The organism is Bradyrhizobium sp. CB1015, from assembly GCF_025200925.1.
Taxonomy (GTDB): Bacteria; Pseudomonadota; Alphaproteobacteria; order Rhizobiales; family Xanthobacteraceae; genus Bradyrhizobium.
Genome location: NZ_CP104174.1, coordinates 1765440 through 1782893, shown reverse-complemented (window position 1 = coordinate 1782893; position 17454 = coordinate 1765440). Strand labels below are relative to the sequence as shown.

The following is a 17454-nucleotide window of genomic DNA, read 5'->3' as shown; positions in this document are numbered from 1 at the left end:
CATCTCGCAATCAGAGGTGCATGAGATGGAAATCGGTTTGGTCGCCGCCTTTTGGGCTTTGTCGCTGTCACTTGTCCTGACACCAGGAGCCGATTGGGCTTACGCGATATCGGCAGGCATGAAGGACTCGTGCGATAGTGCCTGCCGTGACTGGAATGTTGCTGGGGTACGTAGCAATCACGACAGTAGTAGCCGGGGGTGGGAGCCATCGTCGCCAGCGTGCCGTCTGTCCTAACTGGGCTTACACTGATCGGCGCGGCCTACTTGTTCTATCTTGGGCTTGCGGTTTCACGGAGCCCGCCCCTTCCGGAAGCAGGCCAACAGCAGACAGGAAGTTGGTATCAGTGGCTGACGCGCGGCTTTGGTATCAGCGGCATCAACCCTAAAGCGCTGCTGCTCTTCCTGGCCATCCTACCGCAGTTCACCAGTCGTCTGTCTACGTGGCCGATATCGGAACAAATCGCCTTGCTGGGCGTAGTTCACATAACCAATTGTGCCGTGATTTACACAGCAGTGTCGGCCACTTCACGTGCTGTCCTTCGAACCAGACCACGCATTGCTCGGCTGGTCGCACAAGCTTCCGGTGTCGCGATGATCACTATCGCAATCGTGCTTATTGTCGAACAGCTATCACAGTTCAGCAGGTGACTGCTCGTTCGATCAGGGCATTCCTGCAAACGTTAGCCATTTGTCCGCCGCGAATAGTTCCACGGCATCAGCACGTCGATATGCATCTGCCTGTGCCCGTTTACGATGGCGGTGAGTGTGGAGGACAGGTAGGCGAACGGATCGACGGCATTGAGTTTGCACGTTTCGATGAGTGAGGCGATCGTCGCCCAGTTCTCCGCTCCTGCATCGTGTCGGGCGAAGAGGGCATTCTTCCGGTTCAACGCAATCGGCCTGATGGTGCGCTCAACCGTATTGTTGTCGATCTCGATCCGGCCGTCAGTCAGGAAGACGCAAAGGCCATCCCAGTATTTGGCGATATAGGCCAACGCACCTCGCCGAGCGGCGACTTGCCCGCGACACGGGCGCGATGATGCGTCAGCCAAACCCTCATGTCCGCGATTAGCGGCGCTGATCGTTCCTGCCGCCCGGCGAGTCGAGCTTGTGCGGAACCGCGCAGTTCTGCCTCGATGATAGAGTTCACCAATCCGCTTCAAGCCTTCGTCGGCAATCGGCGCTGATCCGGTGCGAGTGATCTCGACCAGTTTACGACGAGCATGCGCCCAACAATAGGCAAGTTGGATGTTCGGCCCAACACGATCCGGCGCGATCAGCCGATTATGTCCGGCATAACCATTTACCTGAAGGATGCCCGTAAATCGTCGCAATATCCGCTCGGCTTGTAGCCCGCCGCGACCGGGTGCATAGGTGAAGGCTACCCCCGGCGGCGCACCTCCGTCCCACGGTCGATCATCACGGGCCAGCGCCCAGAAGTATCATGTCTTCGTTTTACGAGAACCTGGATCAAGCACCGGCGCACGGGTCTCGTCCATGAAGAGCTTCGTTGACCGCTTCAGGTCCGCAAGCAAGGCATCGAAAACCGGACGCAGTTCGAAAGCTGCCCGACCAACCCAGTCGGCGAGTGTTGAGCGGTCGAGATCAATCCCCTGGCGGCTCATGATCTGGGCCTGGCGGTAGAGCGGCAGATGATCGGCATACTTGGACACCAGCACATGCGCGATGGTCGCCTCGGTCGGCAGTCCTGCATGGATCAATCGTGCAGGTGCTGGAGCCTGCGCTACGCCGTCGGTACAGGCACGGCAGGCGTATTTTGGACGATGAGTAACGATGACACGGAACTGCGCAGGGATGACATCCAGCCGCTCGGATACGTCCTCCCCTATGCAATGCAGGCCACCGCCACAGTTGCAGATCAAGCTCTCCGGCTGGATGATCTCTTCGACACGAGGAAGGTGGGCGGGAAGAGAGCCACGATTGGCGGCGCGAGATTTGCGGCTCGGTTTGCCCGAGGGGCTATCGGCTTCATCTTCGGCATGGATGGCCGCTATGGCGGTTTCCAGGTCTTCCAATGCGAGATCGAATTGCTCGGGATCAGACTTCTCGGACTTGCGCCCAAAGGCAGCCTGCTGAAGGCGGCGACCAGCTTCTCTAGCCGTCCGATCCGATCATCCTTGCGGACTTCACGCGCTTGAGCTGCGAGCAGCATCGCCTTCAAGGCAGCAATATCGTCCGGCAATCGGCGGCGTCCAACATGCCGGAAGTTAATCAAACTCTACCTCTGTTCGCCGCCCGGATTTGTCGCCCGAGTCATCGTGCCGCACCTATTCGATTGCGGTCGGTGCTCTTGCCTCAACGGTACGAACCTGACGCCAGTCGAGACCCGCAAACAGCGCCTCGAACTCGGCATGCCCAAGGGTCATCAGACCGTCCCTAATATCTGGCCAAGTGAACGTGTGCTCCTCCAGCCGCTTGTAGGCCATCACCAGACCGCTGCCATCCCAGTAGATCAGCTTCAGGCGGTCCGCTTTGCGGGATCGGAATACGAAGACCGTTCCTGTGAACGGTTCCTTGTGCAGCTCGTTCTTTACCAGCGCCGCTAATCCGTCGTGACCCTTGCGGAAATCGACGGGCTTGGTCGCCACCATGATCCGAACGCGGTTTGATGGAAAGATCATGAGGAACCTGCGCATGCAAGCGCGATAGAGGCGATCCGGGCGGCAGATGCGTCTTCTTCCAGACGGATCGTCACAGAGCCGAAGAGAATCTCGGGGCGGTTGGCTTTCTTGAGCGGCGGCTCCGAAATGGGGGGCTCGACGTTGACCGCTGCGAACTCCGCCGCGTCCTCGGGTGGTGGCAGAACTAGCTTGCCCTGCCGCGCCTTCGTCCGCCAGGTGGAAAGGTGGTTCGGATTCAGGCCGTAGCGCTCTGCGACTTGATTCAACAACGCTCCGGGCCGAAGGCTCTCCGAAACGATCTGCGCCTTGATCTCGTCCGGCCAATGCCGATGCGGCTCACGTCCAGTGGCGCGTGTCCATCTTTCAAATCGATCGCTAGGTCGTCAGCATCCATTGTTTGCTACTACACGCCGCTCGCCGCGAGACATCTCACCGAGCGATCATGGCGACGGTGAAGGTACGGTGATTTACGGCGGTTCAAACGCCCGAGCCGGCGAGCCACGCATCACCAGCACAAGTACCTCGCCCATGAGGTACTCTGGTTCGACGATAGTCACTTCCGAGCCGTTCTGCTCGCTTTGACTCCTCCGGGGCCCGCTCGTTGATGTGCACTCGCGTTCTACGCGGTCTACAGTGCGGTCGAGCACGTCGATGGCTGACCAGAGCGGCTCATCGAGAGATCATTCTTTGTCGCTTGGCCAGCGATGAGCTCCGTTTCCTTTTCGGCCGCCTCAATGGCCGCCTTCATGGCAAGCAAGGATGGAAGGCGGACTGGAGCATGACGCAAACACGGGACGGAGCTCCGTAGCGCAGGACGGCTAATGTTCGCGGCAGCGTTGCCTCGCGACGCGAAGGTGACTGGGCGTACGCCGACGGTGTTCGCCTACGAGCGGCGGCCAAAAGGAAGCAAGCTTGCCGGACGTTACTATAGGCCACGACAGGATGGATCGCGACCGATTGCTCGCTTCAGATTGGTCAATATTCCTGGAGTAAGCCCAGGCTCGCCGGATAGCCAGCCCCGTAAAACCGCGGCCCGAGCTTCGTACTGTGTGGGCGATTAAAGCCGGCCGAGTCCCGGCCCCGGCTCGGCTTTAAAGGCAGCTCGGCGTGTCCTTGGCCGCACGCGCAGCAAGAAGCGCCAAGCAAACCCTCAACCTAGTGGAAGTCGGACTTCCTCTCTGGTCTTTCTCAACGCAACGTAGATTCTGATCTGCAGCATGGGACGGCCTCTCTTGAGCGCCACCGCTTCTGACCATGCTCCATCTTTGCTCGCGTACTTGGTTTTGAATTGACCATCCACTTCGAGCACATAACCGAAAGCTGGCAGTACACGAGTGGGCGCGACCATTTTGTTCCTTTCGTTTGACCGCAGGCCCCGCCTGAGCCAGATCGCCTGAGCCGCGCCAGCAGATATTGTGCGAATTGATGACGTGGCGCGAGCACATCTAACCATCAAGAAGTGAGCGCGCTATCAAGACATCCAGTACCGCTTTCGCTGAATGCTCTAGGGTCTGCTCCATGGTCCTGAGATGAATATCCGGTGTTTCTGGTGCTTCGTAGCACGCGTCGATTCCGGTGAAGTTCTTGATGTTGCCTGATTTCGCCTTTGAGTACAGCCCTTTCGGGTCTCGCCGCGCGCATTCCTCGATCGGCGTATCGACAAAGACTTCTATGAACTCTTCCTTGCCAACCAGGATGCGCACCCTATCCCGTTCGGCTCTCGTCGGCGAGATGAACGAGCAGATCACAATCAAGCCGCTGTCCGCCATCAACTTGGCAACTTCACCGACACGCCGAATGTTCTCCACGCGGTCCGCCTCCGAGAAGCCCAGATCGGCGCTTAAGCCATGTCGGAGGTTGTCGCCATCCAGCAGCATTGTATGCCGCGACCTCGCAAACAGCTTTTGATCAACCAAATTCGCAATGGCCGACTTTCCCGCGCCGGACAGGCCGGTGAACCAAATGACGCAAGGCTTCTGATTCTTGAGCGCGGCACGCTCCCTCCTATCCACGGATAGGGCTTGCCTAGCAATATTGGCGGTCTGCCGTAGCGGAAAGGCAATCATGCCGGCCCCGGCCGTACGATTGGTGTAACGATCGATGAAGATGAATGATCCGGTCTTCCGATTGACGTCGTAAGCATCGAATACTGCGGGCATGGTGGTCGCAACATTACAGAAGGCGATCTCGTTCAACGAAACCATCCCGGCGGCCAGATGCTCACAAGTGTTGACGTCGATCCGGTGCCGAATGTCGGTAATGCTGCCGGAAATCGTCTGCGATCCGATCCGCAGGATGTAATTGCGTCCGGGAGCGAGCGGCTCCTCGTCCATCCAAATCACATAAGCAGCGAACAGGTCGGCGACCTTCGGTTGATCGTCCGGTCGGGACAGAATGTCGCCACGGCCGATATCAATTTCGTCTTCCAGTGTAATGGTCACCGCATCCCCGGCTTCGGCGCCGACAAGGTCGCCACCGTGGGTCACGATCCGCTTGACGCGCGTGGTCCGTCCCGACGTGGCGACAATGATCTCATCCCCCGCCGAGATCCTCCCGGAAGCCACCGTCCCGGCATAGCCTCGAAAATCCGGATTTGGCCGGTTCACCCATTGTACCGGAAAGCGGAAAGCCTGGCTTGCGGTGCCGGACTGGATGTCAATGCTCTCCAAATATTCAAGCAGGCAGGGACCACGATACCAGTTGGCACACGCGGAGCGGTCTACGACGTTATCCCCGTAGCGGGCCGAGATCGGGATCGCGACGATCGAGGTGAAGCCGAGACCGGCGGCAAAGGCCATATAGTCGCGCGCGATCCGATCGAAGCACTCCTTGTCGTATGCGACAAGATCGATCTTGTTCACTGCCAGCACGATATGACGAATACCGAGAAGCGCACAGATAAAGGAGTGGCGGCGCGTCTGAACCATCACGCCTTTGCGGGCATCGATCAGGATAATGGCGAGCTGGGCTTGCGAGGCGCCAGTAGCCATATTGCGGGTATACTGCTCGTGGCCGGGAGTGTCGGCCACCATGAAGGAGCGCCGCGGCGTAGTGAAGAAGCGGTAGGCAACATCGATCGTAATGCCCTGCTCCCGTTCGGCCTCGAGGCCGTCCACAAGCAGCGCGAAGTCGATGTTATCCCCGGTGCTACCGTACTTGATGCTGTCGCGTTCCAGCGCCATGATCTGATCGCGGTAGATCATCTTGCTGTCGTGCAGTAATCGGCCGATCAGCGTCGATTTTCCGTCGTCCACCGAGCCACATGTGATGAATCGCAGCTGATCCTTCGTTCGCGCCGGAACCGGTTCCATTGTCGGCTTTGTAAACATCAAAAGTAGCCTTCCCGCTTCTTCTTCTCCATTGAAGCGGCTTCATCGGTGTCAATTAGGCGCCCCTGGCGCTCAGACACCGTCGCGGTCTGCATTTCTGCGACGATATCTTCGATCGTCGTCGCATCGGATTCGATAGCCCCGCTCAAAGGATAACATCCAAGGGTGCGAAAGCGGATCATCCGCATTTCCGGCGTCTCGTCGCAGTTAAGCGGCAATCGCTCGTCGTCAACCATGATCATCGCACCATTTCGATGCACTATCGGTCTTCGTTTTGCGAAGTAGAGCGGAACGACCGGAATTTTCTCGATCATGATGTATTCCCACACCTCGAGCTCGGTCCAGTTTGACATCGCAAACACGCGCATGGTTTCGCCCTCGCGAACCCGTGTGTTGAACAGGCTCCAGAGCTCCGGCCGTTGATTACGGGGGTCCCATACATGTCCGGCCGAACGGAAGGAGAGTATCCGTTCTTTTGCCCGACTCCTTTCCTCATCGCGCCGGGCTCCGCCAAAGGCGGCATCGAATCCGTGGAGGTCGAGCGCCTGTTTCAGCGCGTCCGTTTTCATCACCTGGGTATGGAGGGCGGAGCCGGACTTGATCGGATTGATCCCACGCGCGCTGCCGTCCTTGTTGACATGGACAATCAGGTCGAGGCCGAGCCGGCTGGCTGTCGCGTCTCGGAAGCTGATCATCTCGCGGAACTTCCACGTCGTATCGACGTGAAGCAGCGGGAAAGGTATTTTTGCCGGATAGAACGCCTTGATCGCAAGGTGTAGCAAAACGCTTGAATCTTTTCCGATGGAGTAAAGCATGACGGGCCTTTTGAACTCGGCGACCACATCACGCATGATTTCAATCGACTCAGCTTCGAGACGGTGCAGATGTTTTGGCAGCATATATCTTGTTTTCGGTGCAGGATCTCTGTTCTTCGCCGCTCTATGGCTCCAGCCTAGAGCGGGGAATATCTGCGGCAGAAACGGCCGGCCAAGGCGCATGGCGACAAGCCCCGTTCGACAGCACACTTCGGACGCGGCAGCATATCGCATTCTGCCGCTCGTACGGCCGGCGCGTGCGGCACACCTGATCGGGAGATCAGCGTGCCGGTTAAGGATCTTGGCTAAATCAACCAGCGTCGCTTGATCACAAGCATTCAGAGTCCTGAGGAGATCCTGAGGATCTGCTCAAGCCGCGCGACCTCGCCTCGCAACATCTCGATAGCCACGTCCCGGTTCTCCGAAATGTTCCAAGCATTTTGGACCGATTCTCCAGCATGAGATCTAGACAGTCCCCCCGCCTTGGCACTTCGCAAATCCCACCAGGTTCGGAATATCCGACGATAAAGTTCGGTTACTTCCCGTCCCGTGTCCAGAACTCCGGCTTTCTGGGCATGCAGCAGTTCCTGCTCATATCCGAGTTCTACCAAAAGCTCGGCACCGACCAGATCGGTCACGGTTTGCATCTCTTCGACGCTCAATTGAGATTGCCATGATTTGACAGAGCTTTCGTCGATGGTGTTTCGTTCCAGGATTTTTCGGTCTCCAAAACTGCTGGACTGAAGATAATCTGCTCGTCCCATGCTCGCCGATGCGACGCCTCCTGGATCACAGCCGAGCGCTGTCAGTAGACGCTGGATTTCATCGTCCGGGTGCGCCACGAGCAGTTCGTATTGCACCAAATGAGTCTGCGGGCGAGTACGTTGCGCGGCGAGCCTGGGAAGACCCAAAACCAAATCGGCCAGTGAAGATATTATGCCATCGGGCAGTCGAAGCATGAGATCAGCGAGACTGGATACGCTGACCGGCTGCGCGCTTTCTGCCCGCAGTGGGATGCCCCACGTCGATTTCAGTGAAGCGGCGATCGCGTAGGGATTGCGCATCAGAAGGACATGTGGCGCTTCCGGATAGACGGATTCAACAAAGTCAAGGACGGTCCAGTAGCGTGGCGTCTTATCTATGATGATTCGCTTGCCCGCTTCTGCCAGATATTGATCGTATGCTGCATCTGCAAAAGCGCGGCTAACGATCGTGCGATCTATCCGTCCCAAGAATTCGGAGGTCGCGGCCTCAATTAGTGAGCTGCCGGCCGGATGGCGCCGATCCACGTTGCCAAATGCTTCAAGCGCCAGCATTAACCAGGGTTCAGGCGGCGCCACAATGTCTGGATGGCGCTGCAGCAAATGTGCCAGGAGTGTGGTCCCGGATCGTGGAAGACCAAGGAGAAAGCACACCTCAGGTGAACGACCAAGACGTCCGCTCATCATTCAGACACTCGTTCTCGGCAAGCGCCATCTGTCGGCGCTAGCTCGATTGGGCGAAACAAAGCCGGCCGCCGGATCACATGGGAGCAACCGCTTGCGTACAAGGAGTCGAAAGGACAAGAATTTTGTCTGCCACTCATGACTTGAGACCCGTTCAGTCCGATCGGGCGGGATCACAGAACGATAACTGCAATCGCTTCCCCGATTGCTCGACCGATAAAACGAAATCAAGCAACAGCTCAATTGCACGAAGATTGACTGCGAATATGGGAAGGTTGAAAAGAACTATACGGACGTTTGTTAAAGACCGCGCGCGGCACATGGAAGGTTGATACGTATAGAAGATGCATGCGCTGAGGCATTGAAGAGGTAACTGCGACATGCACCTCGCTGAGGCTCGGCAGACACAAACAATTTCGGCATATGAGCGCAGTGCTGCAAAGAAGCAGACCATATCGCGGACATTCACACATGGCAGGACGCAGGTCTTCTCAGCGCGGGAGCGATCCAGACGCTACCTCCAGGGAGCGCCGCCGTTGGTCGGTCAACACACTGGATCGGCCGTTCATGTGAGAGATCCTTGACAGGGCCATCACCAAGACAATGTCTTCACTGCCGATTTGTCACAACCGTTGAGACCACGCCTAAGAAAGTCCATCAATGATGAGAAGATGCTGGAGCTCCTACCGCGACAGCGAAACACCATCCAAACACTCTTCTCAGCGCGGATCCGCAAAGCTAATTTCCGACAAAATTTCTACGGGTACTGAGGGCGGCCCCCAGGGAGCCGCCCTACCGCGCCAGTACCAGCGCTGCTCAAAACTACCGCTGATGTCCGAGTCCGATTCCAAGATGCAAGGCCTTCTGGCGGAGCGCGCCGACGCTGCGTTTGGTCATCTTTGCTATTTTTATGACCGGGGTTCGGGCCTTCGAATGGACTTTGAGCTCCTTGATATCTGCCCTCGTCCATTCGCGCCGCTTAACGCGTTTCTTGGTTGCTTTCTTCACGATGAATGCTCCTTTTGAGAGGAGCGGCTTGTAGCATAGTTTTCACAGCACGACGACCGCAAAAAACAGACAATATGATAGGAGTTGCGCCAGGGTATAACTTCGTCATGCCTTCCAAACGCGTGGAATGAGTAAGCCAAGCGCGAGATCAGTTTAGTCGACCGTCTCGACCACGCTGATGTGCATGAAGAGGCCAGATTCTCCATCCCTCAGGTTTAAATCAAGCCAGTATCCCTAGCCGCGTTGAACAACTTCGCAATACCCATTACAACGCCACTGTTTCAAATGTGAACTTCGAGATCTAGTTGAGTACATCACGATCAGCAAGGGGTTGAGCGGCTGGCGGTCACCCCGGCAGCAATTTACGTGGGCTCAATCGCTTGCCGTGGGGCGCTTTCTGCCCGCGTTCGTTCCCAGCTGCGAAGTCAAAGGGGCGGTTGCTCGGCTTTCGGCTGTTGCGCGGTCTCTCGCTCAACCTACGCCTGCACACTACGCCGATCTAACTGTTCGAGCGTCTCAAGATATTCCCTTCCCTCCTCGGTGAGCATCCAGCATCCGGCCTCCCGCATCAGCTTTGGCCGAAAATACCGAGTTGGGGCGCGCGGCCTGCGATGCGCTTCATACGAGCCGGCCACTCCGGGCCGCTGCTATACAGATATCCAATGCTGCTTAACGACTTCGATGCTCGCCCGGTCGTGCGGCTGGCCGGCAAGTATCTTCAGTATAGACAGCTGAAAACTCACGCGCACGCCATTGACTCATGCAAGAGCCCGATAACGCCTATTTTGCGGTAAGCTCCAGAGGCGTGCCCCGCTTTCAAAAGAAAGTTTCCTCCTTAAGCCCAATGCGCGACACCCGCCTGCTGTCGCCGCGGTAAGCAACGCTTTCTACGGCATCGGCCACATCCTGCCCGAAGTTTCCGAAGAACGGTTCAGCATCAGATAGCTGCGTTGACTAGGAGTGTGACGAGGTCTCAACTGCCGCTTGGACCGGTACGAGATCAAACGACGTCGGTGGTAACCAAGCTGTTGTACATCTTGACGAATGACGTCGCTCACGGAACGAAACGCCCGCTTCTTTCTCCTCCAATTGCCGTCTAATCCCGCGGGGATTCCAAAGCCTGTCGGGACGACCAAAAGATCGTGTCTTCGGTTCAAATAGATATCGAACATATGGTGTCTCTTGTCGCACGAGCGTAGATCGACCGTTCATCGGTTTGGTGACATCGAAGCAACAGTCTCCCTTAAAGTCACTGGACGACCAAATGACATTCGAAAGCTCCCGTCCTGATACGTCAAGACCGTCACGGGCACGATGGTCCCGCAAGATGTGGGCGTGTTCACGCCCCAACTTGCGGTCCGCTGAGAGGCGCACTCGACGATCGTCGGACTGAAACGTGGCGAGAGTACATCTAGTTGACTCAGCTGCTTTGCGGCTCTGCGGAGCCTACGCTCCAAGTTTTGGGTTCTGGCAACTAGTTGATGCGGCATAACCTTGACCAGTCCTAGCGAGCACATCCTCCCCAGCTTTCAGGCTCCCAAAGCAATGGGTTTACCAGCCGCCGCCTTGGGAAGCAGACGATTACGTTTATCGCCGATACTAGTTGAAGTAATCCTTCGACCCGTCTTCGCGGGCCGTGTCGAGAGTAAAGCAATGGCGCCCCCGATAAAGATCCACCTATGGCGGTGCCGAGCCGGGACGACCTGAACGCGACTATGTTCCAGGATCCGGGCCAGTTCGGGGCAGGCGTCGTTTACCAAAACGACGTCAGGAGAGACCGAAAGGACGTTGATATCTATGTAAAGACTGGACAACAGCAGATCGTCATCCTCGTAAGCTGGGGAATTACTTTTGAGTGGTTCGGGCGCGACTATCAGTTGCGCATTGCTTCTGGCAAGCGATCGGTCACCTCGCAAGACCGCACGAGCAAAAAGTCATCGGTCGATGCACGGTCGCGTTAAGCTCCCGCAACGTGTTCACACAATTCCTTCGACGTCCTCGTTCAGTTCGTCGAGATAGCGGTTCTTGATCCGGTGGCGGACCCGTGCACCAGCTTGCGTAGCTGCTGCCGCCGACGAGAACGCGGATAATACCACGCCGAGCGAAGCTTAAGATTGATATAAAGGAATAGATCGCAAGAGAGTTCGCGATCGTGAGCCGCATGATTGGTGGCCGCACCCACCACGACTTCCTTCAATCTCGACCACTCGTCGTACCGAATTTAAGGTCACGCTTACCCCATATTGGCCGTGCCTTCAGATTCCATAGACCGACTGCCGATCTGTGCCGATTGTGTAAGTGGAGCGTCTGCCATAGTAAGGCTACCGCACGGAATGGCAGCGGCCGGAAGTAAGCTTGATCCGGAGCGCCGCCGCCAAGGCTCGAAGGCGGACGCCGGCCATTGTAGAAGGCGAGGTATCGTCCGATCGAGACGCGGGCGTCGGACACAGTCTCATAGGCATGCTCGACGAGCACGTTGTCGCGCCGGGCAAGCAAGCCGTCCATTCTGGTGGCGATGCCATGACAGGCGAGCACGCCGGTGAACCTCGCGCCCGTGAACTACGAGCCTTGTTCGGTGCTGAAGAAGTCCCGCTTCCGTGGAACATTCAGGAAGTGCGAAACCCTTGCTTGCTCATGAGAGCTCGTCCTGGCGGGATGCTCGAAAGGCTGATGTGGACGGATTAGCTAATGCAGGTGGGGTTCGAAGCTCCAACACATCGGCGAAGATTGTCCAATCGCGGACACTCTTTTGCTTGCAAAAATCAGTCTCCGCCTGCTGAGCAGCAGCACTCAGGGAGGCGGCATCGACCTTGAATGCTGCCTGGCACGCACGATGCTCGCCGCCAGTATCGTCACAAACGGTCTTAATAAACCGAACATTAAATGAAGGCATGCCCCTCTCTTCCCGTGGTTCGCTTATCCACTATTCTGCCATTCGCACCGAGAGTATTTGATCTGCCTCAAGCAGCACCCCAAGAGGTCTGTCTGCTCCTCCGAAGATAGATCCAGATGTAACAGCGCGGCGCGCGAGCCGCTTGTTGTCGCGAAGAATAGCGACGGCCTGTCTGTCCTACCTGCGGTATCGCACGACCGTTTGAGCCGAGGGGCAGCGCCTCTCAGGAGCCTCATGCCGCCGACCGGCAAAATCAAGTCTTTGATCGAGGATTGTCTCGCAGAGACGATCGAGGGCAACATGCACTTACGCGCAGGAGATCGTGCGGCAATCAGGCAAGGAACCCCGATCTTGCACCCGACGGTCCACCAGCAGCCGGCACAGCAAAGCCGATCATAAGGCTTGTCGCAGCCGACGTTTCGACGAGCCCAGGTTCGGATTTCAGTGCCAAACCCTAAGGGTGGATCAGCCTCGGCAAGGCTACCGACAATGAAAGGCGAACAATCGTTTGACCATCCGCGTGCACGGAGCAATGAGGAAAAATGCTGCCGTAGCCCATGAAGCGTGAGTTGCGCCTCAAATCAACACGCTGGCGTGTTGCAGAGAGCGCCAGGCCCTGGCGGACGCCCGAGTTCGGACATGTCGACTGCCAACGCGAGCGTCTGCGGCACGTAGCGACCGCTCGAGCTCAACCACTCCCGGACGGACCAGCCTTTTGACCCGCATCAATGCTGCGGCGGCTGCGTCCTAATAGAAGTGATCTTCTAGTAAGGTCAGACGCATGGCGGAAAGAACGACTTGAGCCTATGATGCCTTCATGTCCGGCTACCAGCGATCACTTTTTAGGACTCCTTCCGGGCGCAGCCGAGCCGCGGGTCAATGACCTGCACATGATAAGTTGCGCCGCTTGCGATGGCGTCTACTTTATCGACCTGCGGACAAGCCCGATTATGGGCTCGGAGCGAAGCTACGTCCATCCTAATGGTGTCAACCGAATTCTTCGCGCTCTCGCTGGAGCGCGTGCTACGCGCGCGAGAGCGCGGCTGAGGTCGCCTGCACACCCACGCGATGACGCTGCAGAACACGGAGATGTCTCACCAACAAGAGACGTGACATGACAGAAAGCCGGACCATTTACCCCGCTCCGGGCCGGATTGCCGGAGCTGCAGACCAGTTTAGTTCGTGCAGAACAGTTACAAATACCAACAGCCGAGGTATTGAGCTGACCCAGATCGATTTGACGGAAGCTCAGGCCTTGTTTCCCGGCAGAAATCCAAATATTTCGGTTCGCGAGCGGATCGTGTTCCGTACCAACGATGCCACGGCCGATTGCCCTCTGCCGCGGCTCACGCCATAGAGACCGCGCGCCGTCCGGTCGAGTCGGGCAGAGCCTGTTCGCGCGGAAGCCAAGCGATGTTCGTAATGTTCACAAGGTTGTCTGCATTTGTCAGCTCGCAGCGATGAACTTCGTCCAGGATCCAGTGGCGATTCGATCTGGGAGCGGCTCGAAATCACGCCGCCCTTCGATCAGGATCTGGAGATTGCCGTGATCGAGGGCAATTCAATTCACCGGGTGATCTTTCCTTGTCGCCGGGTGTTCGGCGGATGGATCAACGCGAATACCGGAGAGCACGTCGCCGTGCAGCCGACGCATTGGCGTATCTGGCCCGGATAGCGGCGGCGATCCTGCAAAATAGATTGGCGTGAGTTGAGGCAGGAACTGGCTTCGGCGTCCTCTCGTCGGACACTATGTAGAGTTCATCGCATGAGAGCGCCTGACGGGAAACATGTCCGAGCGGGACCGATTATGGTGGGGGCGTGCGGTGACCGTCCGGCATCACTCCTCGCATTGCTGTCGCAACCGTTCCTAATGTACTCGCGAGCGACACACCTCTGTGTAGATTCTGAATCTCAAACCAACGATCGCTTACCACGTCATAATGAGCTACGATAAACGTGTCGATATGAGTCCATATTTTCGGCGAATGTTCTCACCTTGATGAACCGTCGGCTATTCTCTCTCGGCCAAGTAGCGCGACGCGTCTGCGTCGTTCCTCCGGGTGCACCTCGTTCGGACCACCAAGCCGGGCTAGGCATTTTTGTTGGCCCAAGGCTTGCTCGAGATTGTGGAGAACGCAAATGAGCACAAGCGAATTCGCTTGGTCGAGAACAGACCCGAGCGCGGGATCAATGGTTTTGCGGATCGGATGCTGCACGCAGTTCGCGGGCGGTAACGACCATGTTGGTTAGGGCAGGCCGAACCTCCTCCCAATTGCGAGTTTTTAGGCCGCAGTCCGGATTGACCCAGAGCTGCGATTCCTGCAAACGCGTCCGAGCCAGCACCATCAGCTCCTTCATTTCGCCCACCTCCGGAACGCGTGGAGAGTGGATGTCGTACACGCCCGGTCCGATTTGATTTGGATATTCGTACTTGCTGAATGCGTCCAGTAGCTCCATTTTCGACCGCGACGTTTCGATCGAAATGACATCCGCATCCATTGCAGCGATTGCACCGATGATGTCGTTAAACTCCGAGTAGCACATGTGTGTATGGATTTGCGTTTGATCGGCAACGCCCGATGAGCAAATGCGGAAGCAATCTCCCGCCCAATCGAGATATGCCTTCCACGCCGATCGGCGCAATGGCAATCCTTCCCGGAGTGCAGCTTCGTCGATCTGGATCATGGCTGCACCGGCATTCTCGAGATCGCGGACTTCGTCGCGGATCGCGAGCGCAAGCTGGCGGCAGACCTCGCTTCTAGGAATGTCATCGCGAACAAACGACCAGTTCAGGATCGTGACCGGTCCGGTCAAGATCGCCTTCATTGGCTTGCTAGTTAGTGATTGCGCGTAGCGCCACCAGTCCACAGTGATCGGCTTCGACCGCACTACATCGCCAAACAGGATCGGAGGCCTGACGCAGCGCGAACCATAAGACTGTACCCATCCATTCCTGGTAAATAGGAAGCCGGCGAGTTGCTCGCCAAAGTACTGCACCATGTCATTGCGCTCAAATTCGCCGTGCACGAGGACGTCAAGACCGATGTCCTCCTGCCAACGTACGGCGCGGGCTATCTCTTCCTTGATAAACTCGTCGTATTGTTCGTCGCTCATCGCACCTCGCGCATGCGCCGCACGAGCATTTCGGACTTCTGTGGTCTGCGGAAACGATCCGATTGTCGTGGTGGGAAACGTTGGTAGTCCAAAGCGTTCCCTTTGGATCTCGGAACGACGGACAAATGGGCTGGCGCGCCGGCGCATTGTCTGGTCGATCGCCCTCATCCTCACAGCGACATTGGTATCATGGATCTTGGGCGAAGTCCGCCGGGCAGTCGCAGCGCATTCCGAATCGGCGAGAGCGAGCTCGACATTCTGGTCGCCAGCGAGTGCTCGCGCCAGGATCGCAAGCTCACGCATCTTCTGAACCGAGAAAGCAAGCCAGCTCTTGACGTCGGACGTGAGCCCGGTCTCGAGTTCAACGTCCACTGGCACATGAAGCAGCGAGCAGGATGGGGCGAGCTGTACACGGTGCTTGCCGAGCTTCGCAATCGCGGGCTCCATCCGCTGACGGAGCGACGACAAGTTCGACCGCCATACATTCCGGCCGTCGATGACCCCGAGCGACATGACGAGGTCACTTCGGCCGACAGCGATGACCTGATCCAACAACTCTGGCGCTCGGACCAGATCGAGGTGCAGACCGGAAACCGGGAGGCTCAATGCGGTATCCAGATTGTGGCCTAGCTCGCCGAAATAGCTGGCAACCATGATTTTGATAGCCGGTCCCTCCTTTGCGAACCGGTTATAGGCATGTAGCAATGATTTTCGCGCCGCCTCATCCAGATCAAGGGCCAGGCAGGGCTCGTCAAATTGAACCCAACTTGCCCCTCGTTCGGCCAATTCATGCAGAACCTCGATATAGACCGGTATTAGATCATCGAGTAGGGAGAGGGGCTGGAACGCGCTATCGGCACTCTTGCCGAGCTTTAGGAATGTGATCGGCCCGATCAGGACAGGGCGGGTCTGAAAGCCAAGAGCCTTTGCTTCCTCATACTCTTCAATGGGTTTGCGAGAGCAAAGTCTGAACGCTTGTCCCTTGTAAAACTCGGGAACCATGTAATGGTAGTTGGTGTCAAACCACTTAGTCATTTCCTGCGCGGGTGCGCCAGACCTCCGCGGCCCCAGACCGCAACTCGCATCCTGGTCGTCGCATTGTGATCCGCGAGCCATGGCGAAGTACGTCTTGAGGGAAACGTATTCTCGTTTCGAGGCGTAGATCTCCGGGATAGCACCAACCATGACACTTGTATCGAGCACCTGATCATACAGCGAGAAGTCATTCGACGGAATGATCGTAACGCCGAGAGACTTCTGACGGGCCCAGTTCGCTGCGCGCAGACCGGATGCGTCCTCGAGCAATTGCTGTTCGCTGATCTTTCCCGCCCAGTAGCTTTCAAGAGCGAATTTGAGCTCACGCCTTGGACCGATGCGTGGCGTACCGAGCGTAGCAACCGGAAGAGAGAGAAGAGACATAGTGTAAACCCCTGTTGGGGACAGAGGCCATGGCGGACGCAGGCAGAGGAAGTCGCGCGCGCGACGGCTGCTTGGCGCACCACCGAGACACCCCGCCCGTGGACCAATCTATCGTCGGGGCAGGTCTCCTGGCTCGCTGGTCGTCGCTGCTGTCCGGCCTTCCCGAAGCCGTGCGGGCTTCAGTGACATCGTTGGACAGTAGCTCGCAGCTCACAGTTGCGGGGGCAGCGCCGGCATTTGGACCGGCTTCCCTCTTAGCTCCGGATCAAGCGGGATTCGGAGAACCTCGACGAGTTCGATTATCGGCAGGAGGACTCTTCCGTCAACCTCTCAGATTTTGTGGCACGCTAATCTGAGACATCTAGTAGGCGAATGACCGTGCATCTCTATGATTCTCTAAACAGAGCTGTCGCAATCAGAGATGTCCTTGTCTCAGATGTGGGAGTGAGACTCGGAGCTGCCTTGAGGCGACGCCGCCCGCCCCATCAATGAAAGGGACAAAACCAGCCCGCGCGGCGGCGATTACCGCCGTTTCGAGCAGAATGCATTCGATGCGGCTTCCGACTTCCAGCGGTTCGCCCAGCACATCCGCTGGCCAGCTATTTTCTCGACTAGAGGATCCCCATTGAACACGTCAAGGCAGGCGGCGCAATCTAGCCACATACGCGGCGAGCAGGTTGATTTTCGTGCCAGCCAGACTTCAAAGTTCGTCGATTAAGTCGGCTTCGTATCGCCAGCCATCATGTAGGCCGAACGCCGACGGGCAACTATAGCGAACCACACGGTTCA

The 17454-nt window shown here is 57.3% G+C and carries 13 protein-coding genes, 2 pseudogenes and 1 riboswitch; of the genes and pseudogenes, 4 read left to right on the top strand and 11 right to left on the bottom strand.

Annotated features, from left to right (window positions below; all coding sequences use genetic code 11):
- The first annotated feature begins 198 nt into the window (after positions 1-198).
- Entirely contained in the window at positions 199-648 is a 450-nt protein-coding gene (locus N2604_RS07965; protein WP_199752467.1) for a LysE family translocator, read from the top strand.
- A 32-nt stretch (positions 649-680) separates the two neighbouring features.
- Here the strand turns inward: N2604_RS07965 and N2604_RS07960 are convergent, their stop codons facing one another.
- From N2604_RS07960 to N2604_RS07925, 8 genes and pseudogenes are all read right to left on the bottom strand, one after another.
- A complete protein-coding gene (locus tag N2604_RS07960) occupies positions 681-776 on the bottom strand; it encodes a hypothetical protein (RefSeq protein WP_260376181.1) in 96 nt (31 codons plus the stop codon).
- A 39-nt stretch (positions 777-815) separates the two neighbouring features.
- Positions 816-2045, bottom strand: a pseudogene (tnpC, locus tag N2604_RS07955) (IS66 family transposase); the annotation flags it as partial.
- 243 nt (positions 2046-2288) lie between these two features.
- The gene (tnpB, locus tag N2604_RS07950) at positions 2289-2642 is read right to left on the bottom strand and encodes an IS66 family insertion sequence element accessory protein TnpB (protein WP_148090221.1); all 354 of its coding nucleotides are present in this window, start codon (positions 2640-2642) and stop codon (positions 2289-2291) included.
- A complete protein-coding gene (locus N2604_RS07945) occupies positions 2639-2911 on the bottom strand; it encodes a transposase (RefSeq protein WP_409241686.1) in 273 nt (90 codons plus the stop codon). Before N2604_RS07945 ends, tnpB begins: the two co-directional genes overlap by 4 nt.
- Positions 2912-4087: 1176 nt before the next feature.
- Complete coding sequence (gene cysN / locus N2604_RS07940) at positions 4088-5953, bottom strand: sulfate adenylyltransferase subunit CysN (protein WP_260374228.1); 1866 nt, start codon at positions 5951-5953, stop codon at positions 4088-4090.
- 17 nt (positions 5954-5970) lie between these two features.
- Positions 5971-6870 carry a sulfate adenylyltransferase subunit CysD gene (gene cysD, locus N2604_RS07935; protein ID WP_124163829.1) on the bottom strand — a complete coding sequence of 300 codons (900 nt, stop codon included), beginning with the start codon at positions 6868-6870 and terminating at the stop codon, positions 5971-5973.
- A 254-nt stretch (positions 6871-7124) separates the two neighbouring features.
- Positions 7125-8234, bottom strand: a complete 1110-nt coding sequence (locus N2604_RS07930; protein ID WP_283806602.1) for a sulfotransferase — start codon at positions 8232-8234, stop codon at positions 7125-7127.
- An 819-nt stretch (positions 8235-9053) separates the two neighbouring features.
- On the bottom strand, positions 9054-9239 hold the full coding sequence (locus tag N2604_RS07925; RefSeq protein WP_074448398.1) for a hypothetical protein: 186 nt from the start codon (positions 9237-9239) through the stop codon (positions 9054-9056).
- 1679 nt (positions 9240-10918) lie between these two features.
- Between N2604_RS07925 and N2604_RS07920 the strand changes: the two genes are divergently transcribed.
- Positions 10919-11200: a hypothetical protein gene (locus N2604_RS07920; RefSeq protein WP_199752469.1), complete on the top strand. Its 282-nt coding sequence runs from the start codon at positions 10919-10921 to the stop codon at positions 11198-11200.
- 358 nt (positions 11201-11558) lie between these two features.
- On the opposite strand, the pseudogene N2604_RS07915 reads toward N2604_RS07920, so the two are convergent.
- Together N2604_RS07915 and N2604_RS07910 are read right to left on the bottom strand one after the other, a co-directional pair.
- Positions 11559-11834 (bottom strand): annotated as a pseudogene (locus N2604_RS07915) (IS3 family transposase); the annotation flags it as partial.
- 37 nt (positions 11835-11871) lie between these two features.
- The gene (locus N2604_RS07910; protein ID WP_124163821.1) at positions 11872-12132 is read right to left on the bottom strand and encodes a hypothetical protein; all 261 of its coding nucleotides are present in this window, start codon (positions 12130-12132) and stop codon (positions 11872-11874) included.
- A 1114-nt stretch (positions 12133-13246) separates the two neighbouring features.
- Here N2604_RS07910 and N2604_RS07905 point away from each other — a divergent pair.
- The gene (locus tag N2604_RS07905) at positions 13247-13489 is read left to right on the top strand and encodes a hypothetical protein (RefSeq protein WP_124163822.1); all 243 of its coding nucleotides are present in this window, start codon (positions 13247-13249) and stop codon (positions 13487-13489) included.
- An 87-nt stretch (positions 13490-13576) separates the two neighbouring features.
- Positions 13577-13807, top strand: a complete 231-nt coding sequence (locus tag N2604_RS07900; protein WP_245333205.1) for a hypothetical protein — start codon at positions 13577-13579, stop codon at positions 13805-13807.
- Between the two features lie 512 nt (positions 13808-14319).
- On the opposite strand, the gene metE is transcribed toward N2604_RS07900, so the two are convergent.
- Positions 14320-16665, bottom strand: coding sequence for a 5-methyltetrahydropteroyltriglutamate--homocysteine S-methyltransferase (metE, locus tag N2604_RS07895; protein WP_124163823.1), 2346 nt, complete (start codon positions 16663-16665; stop codon positions 14320-14322).
- Positions 16666-16765: 100 nt separating this feature from the next.
- Positions 16766-16969: riboswitch (cobalamin riboswitch) on the bottom strand.
- Between the last annotated feature and the right edge of the window lie 485 nt (positions 16970-17454).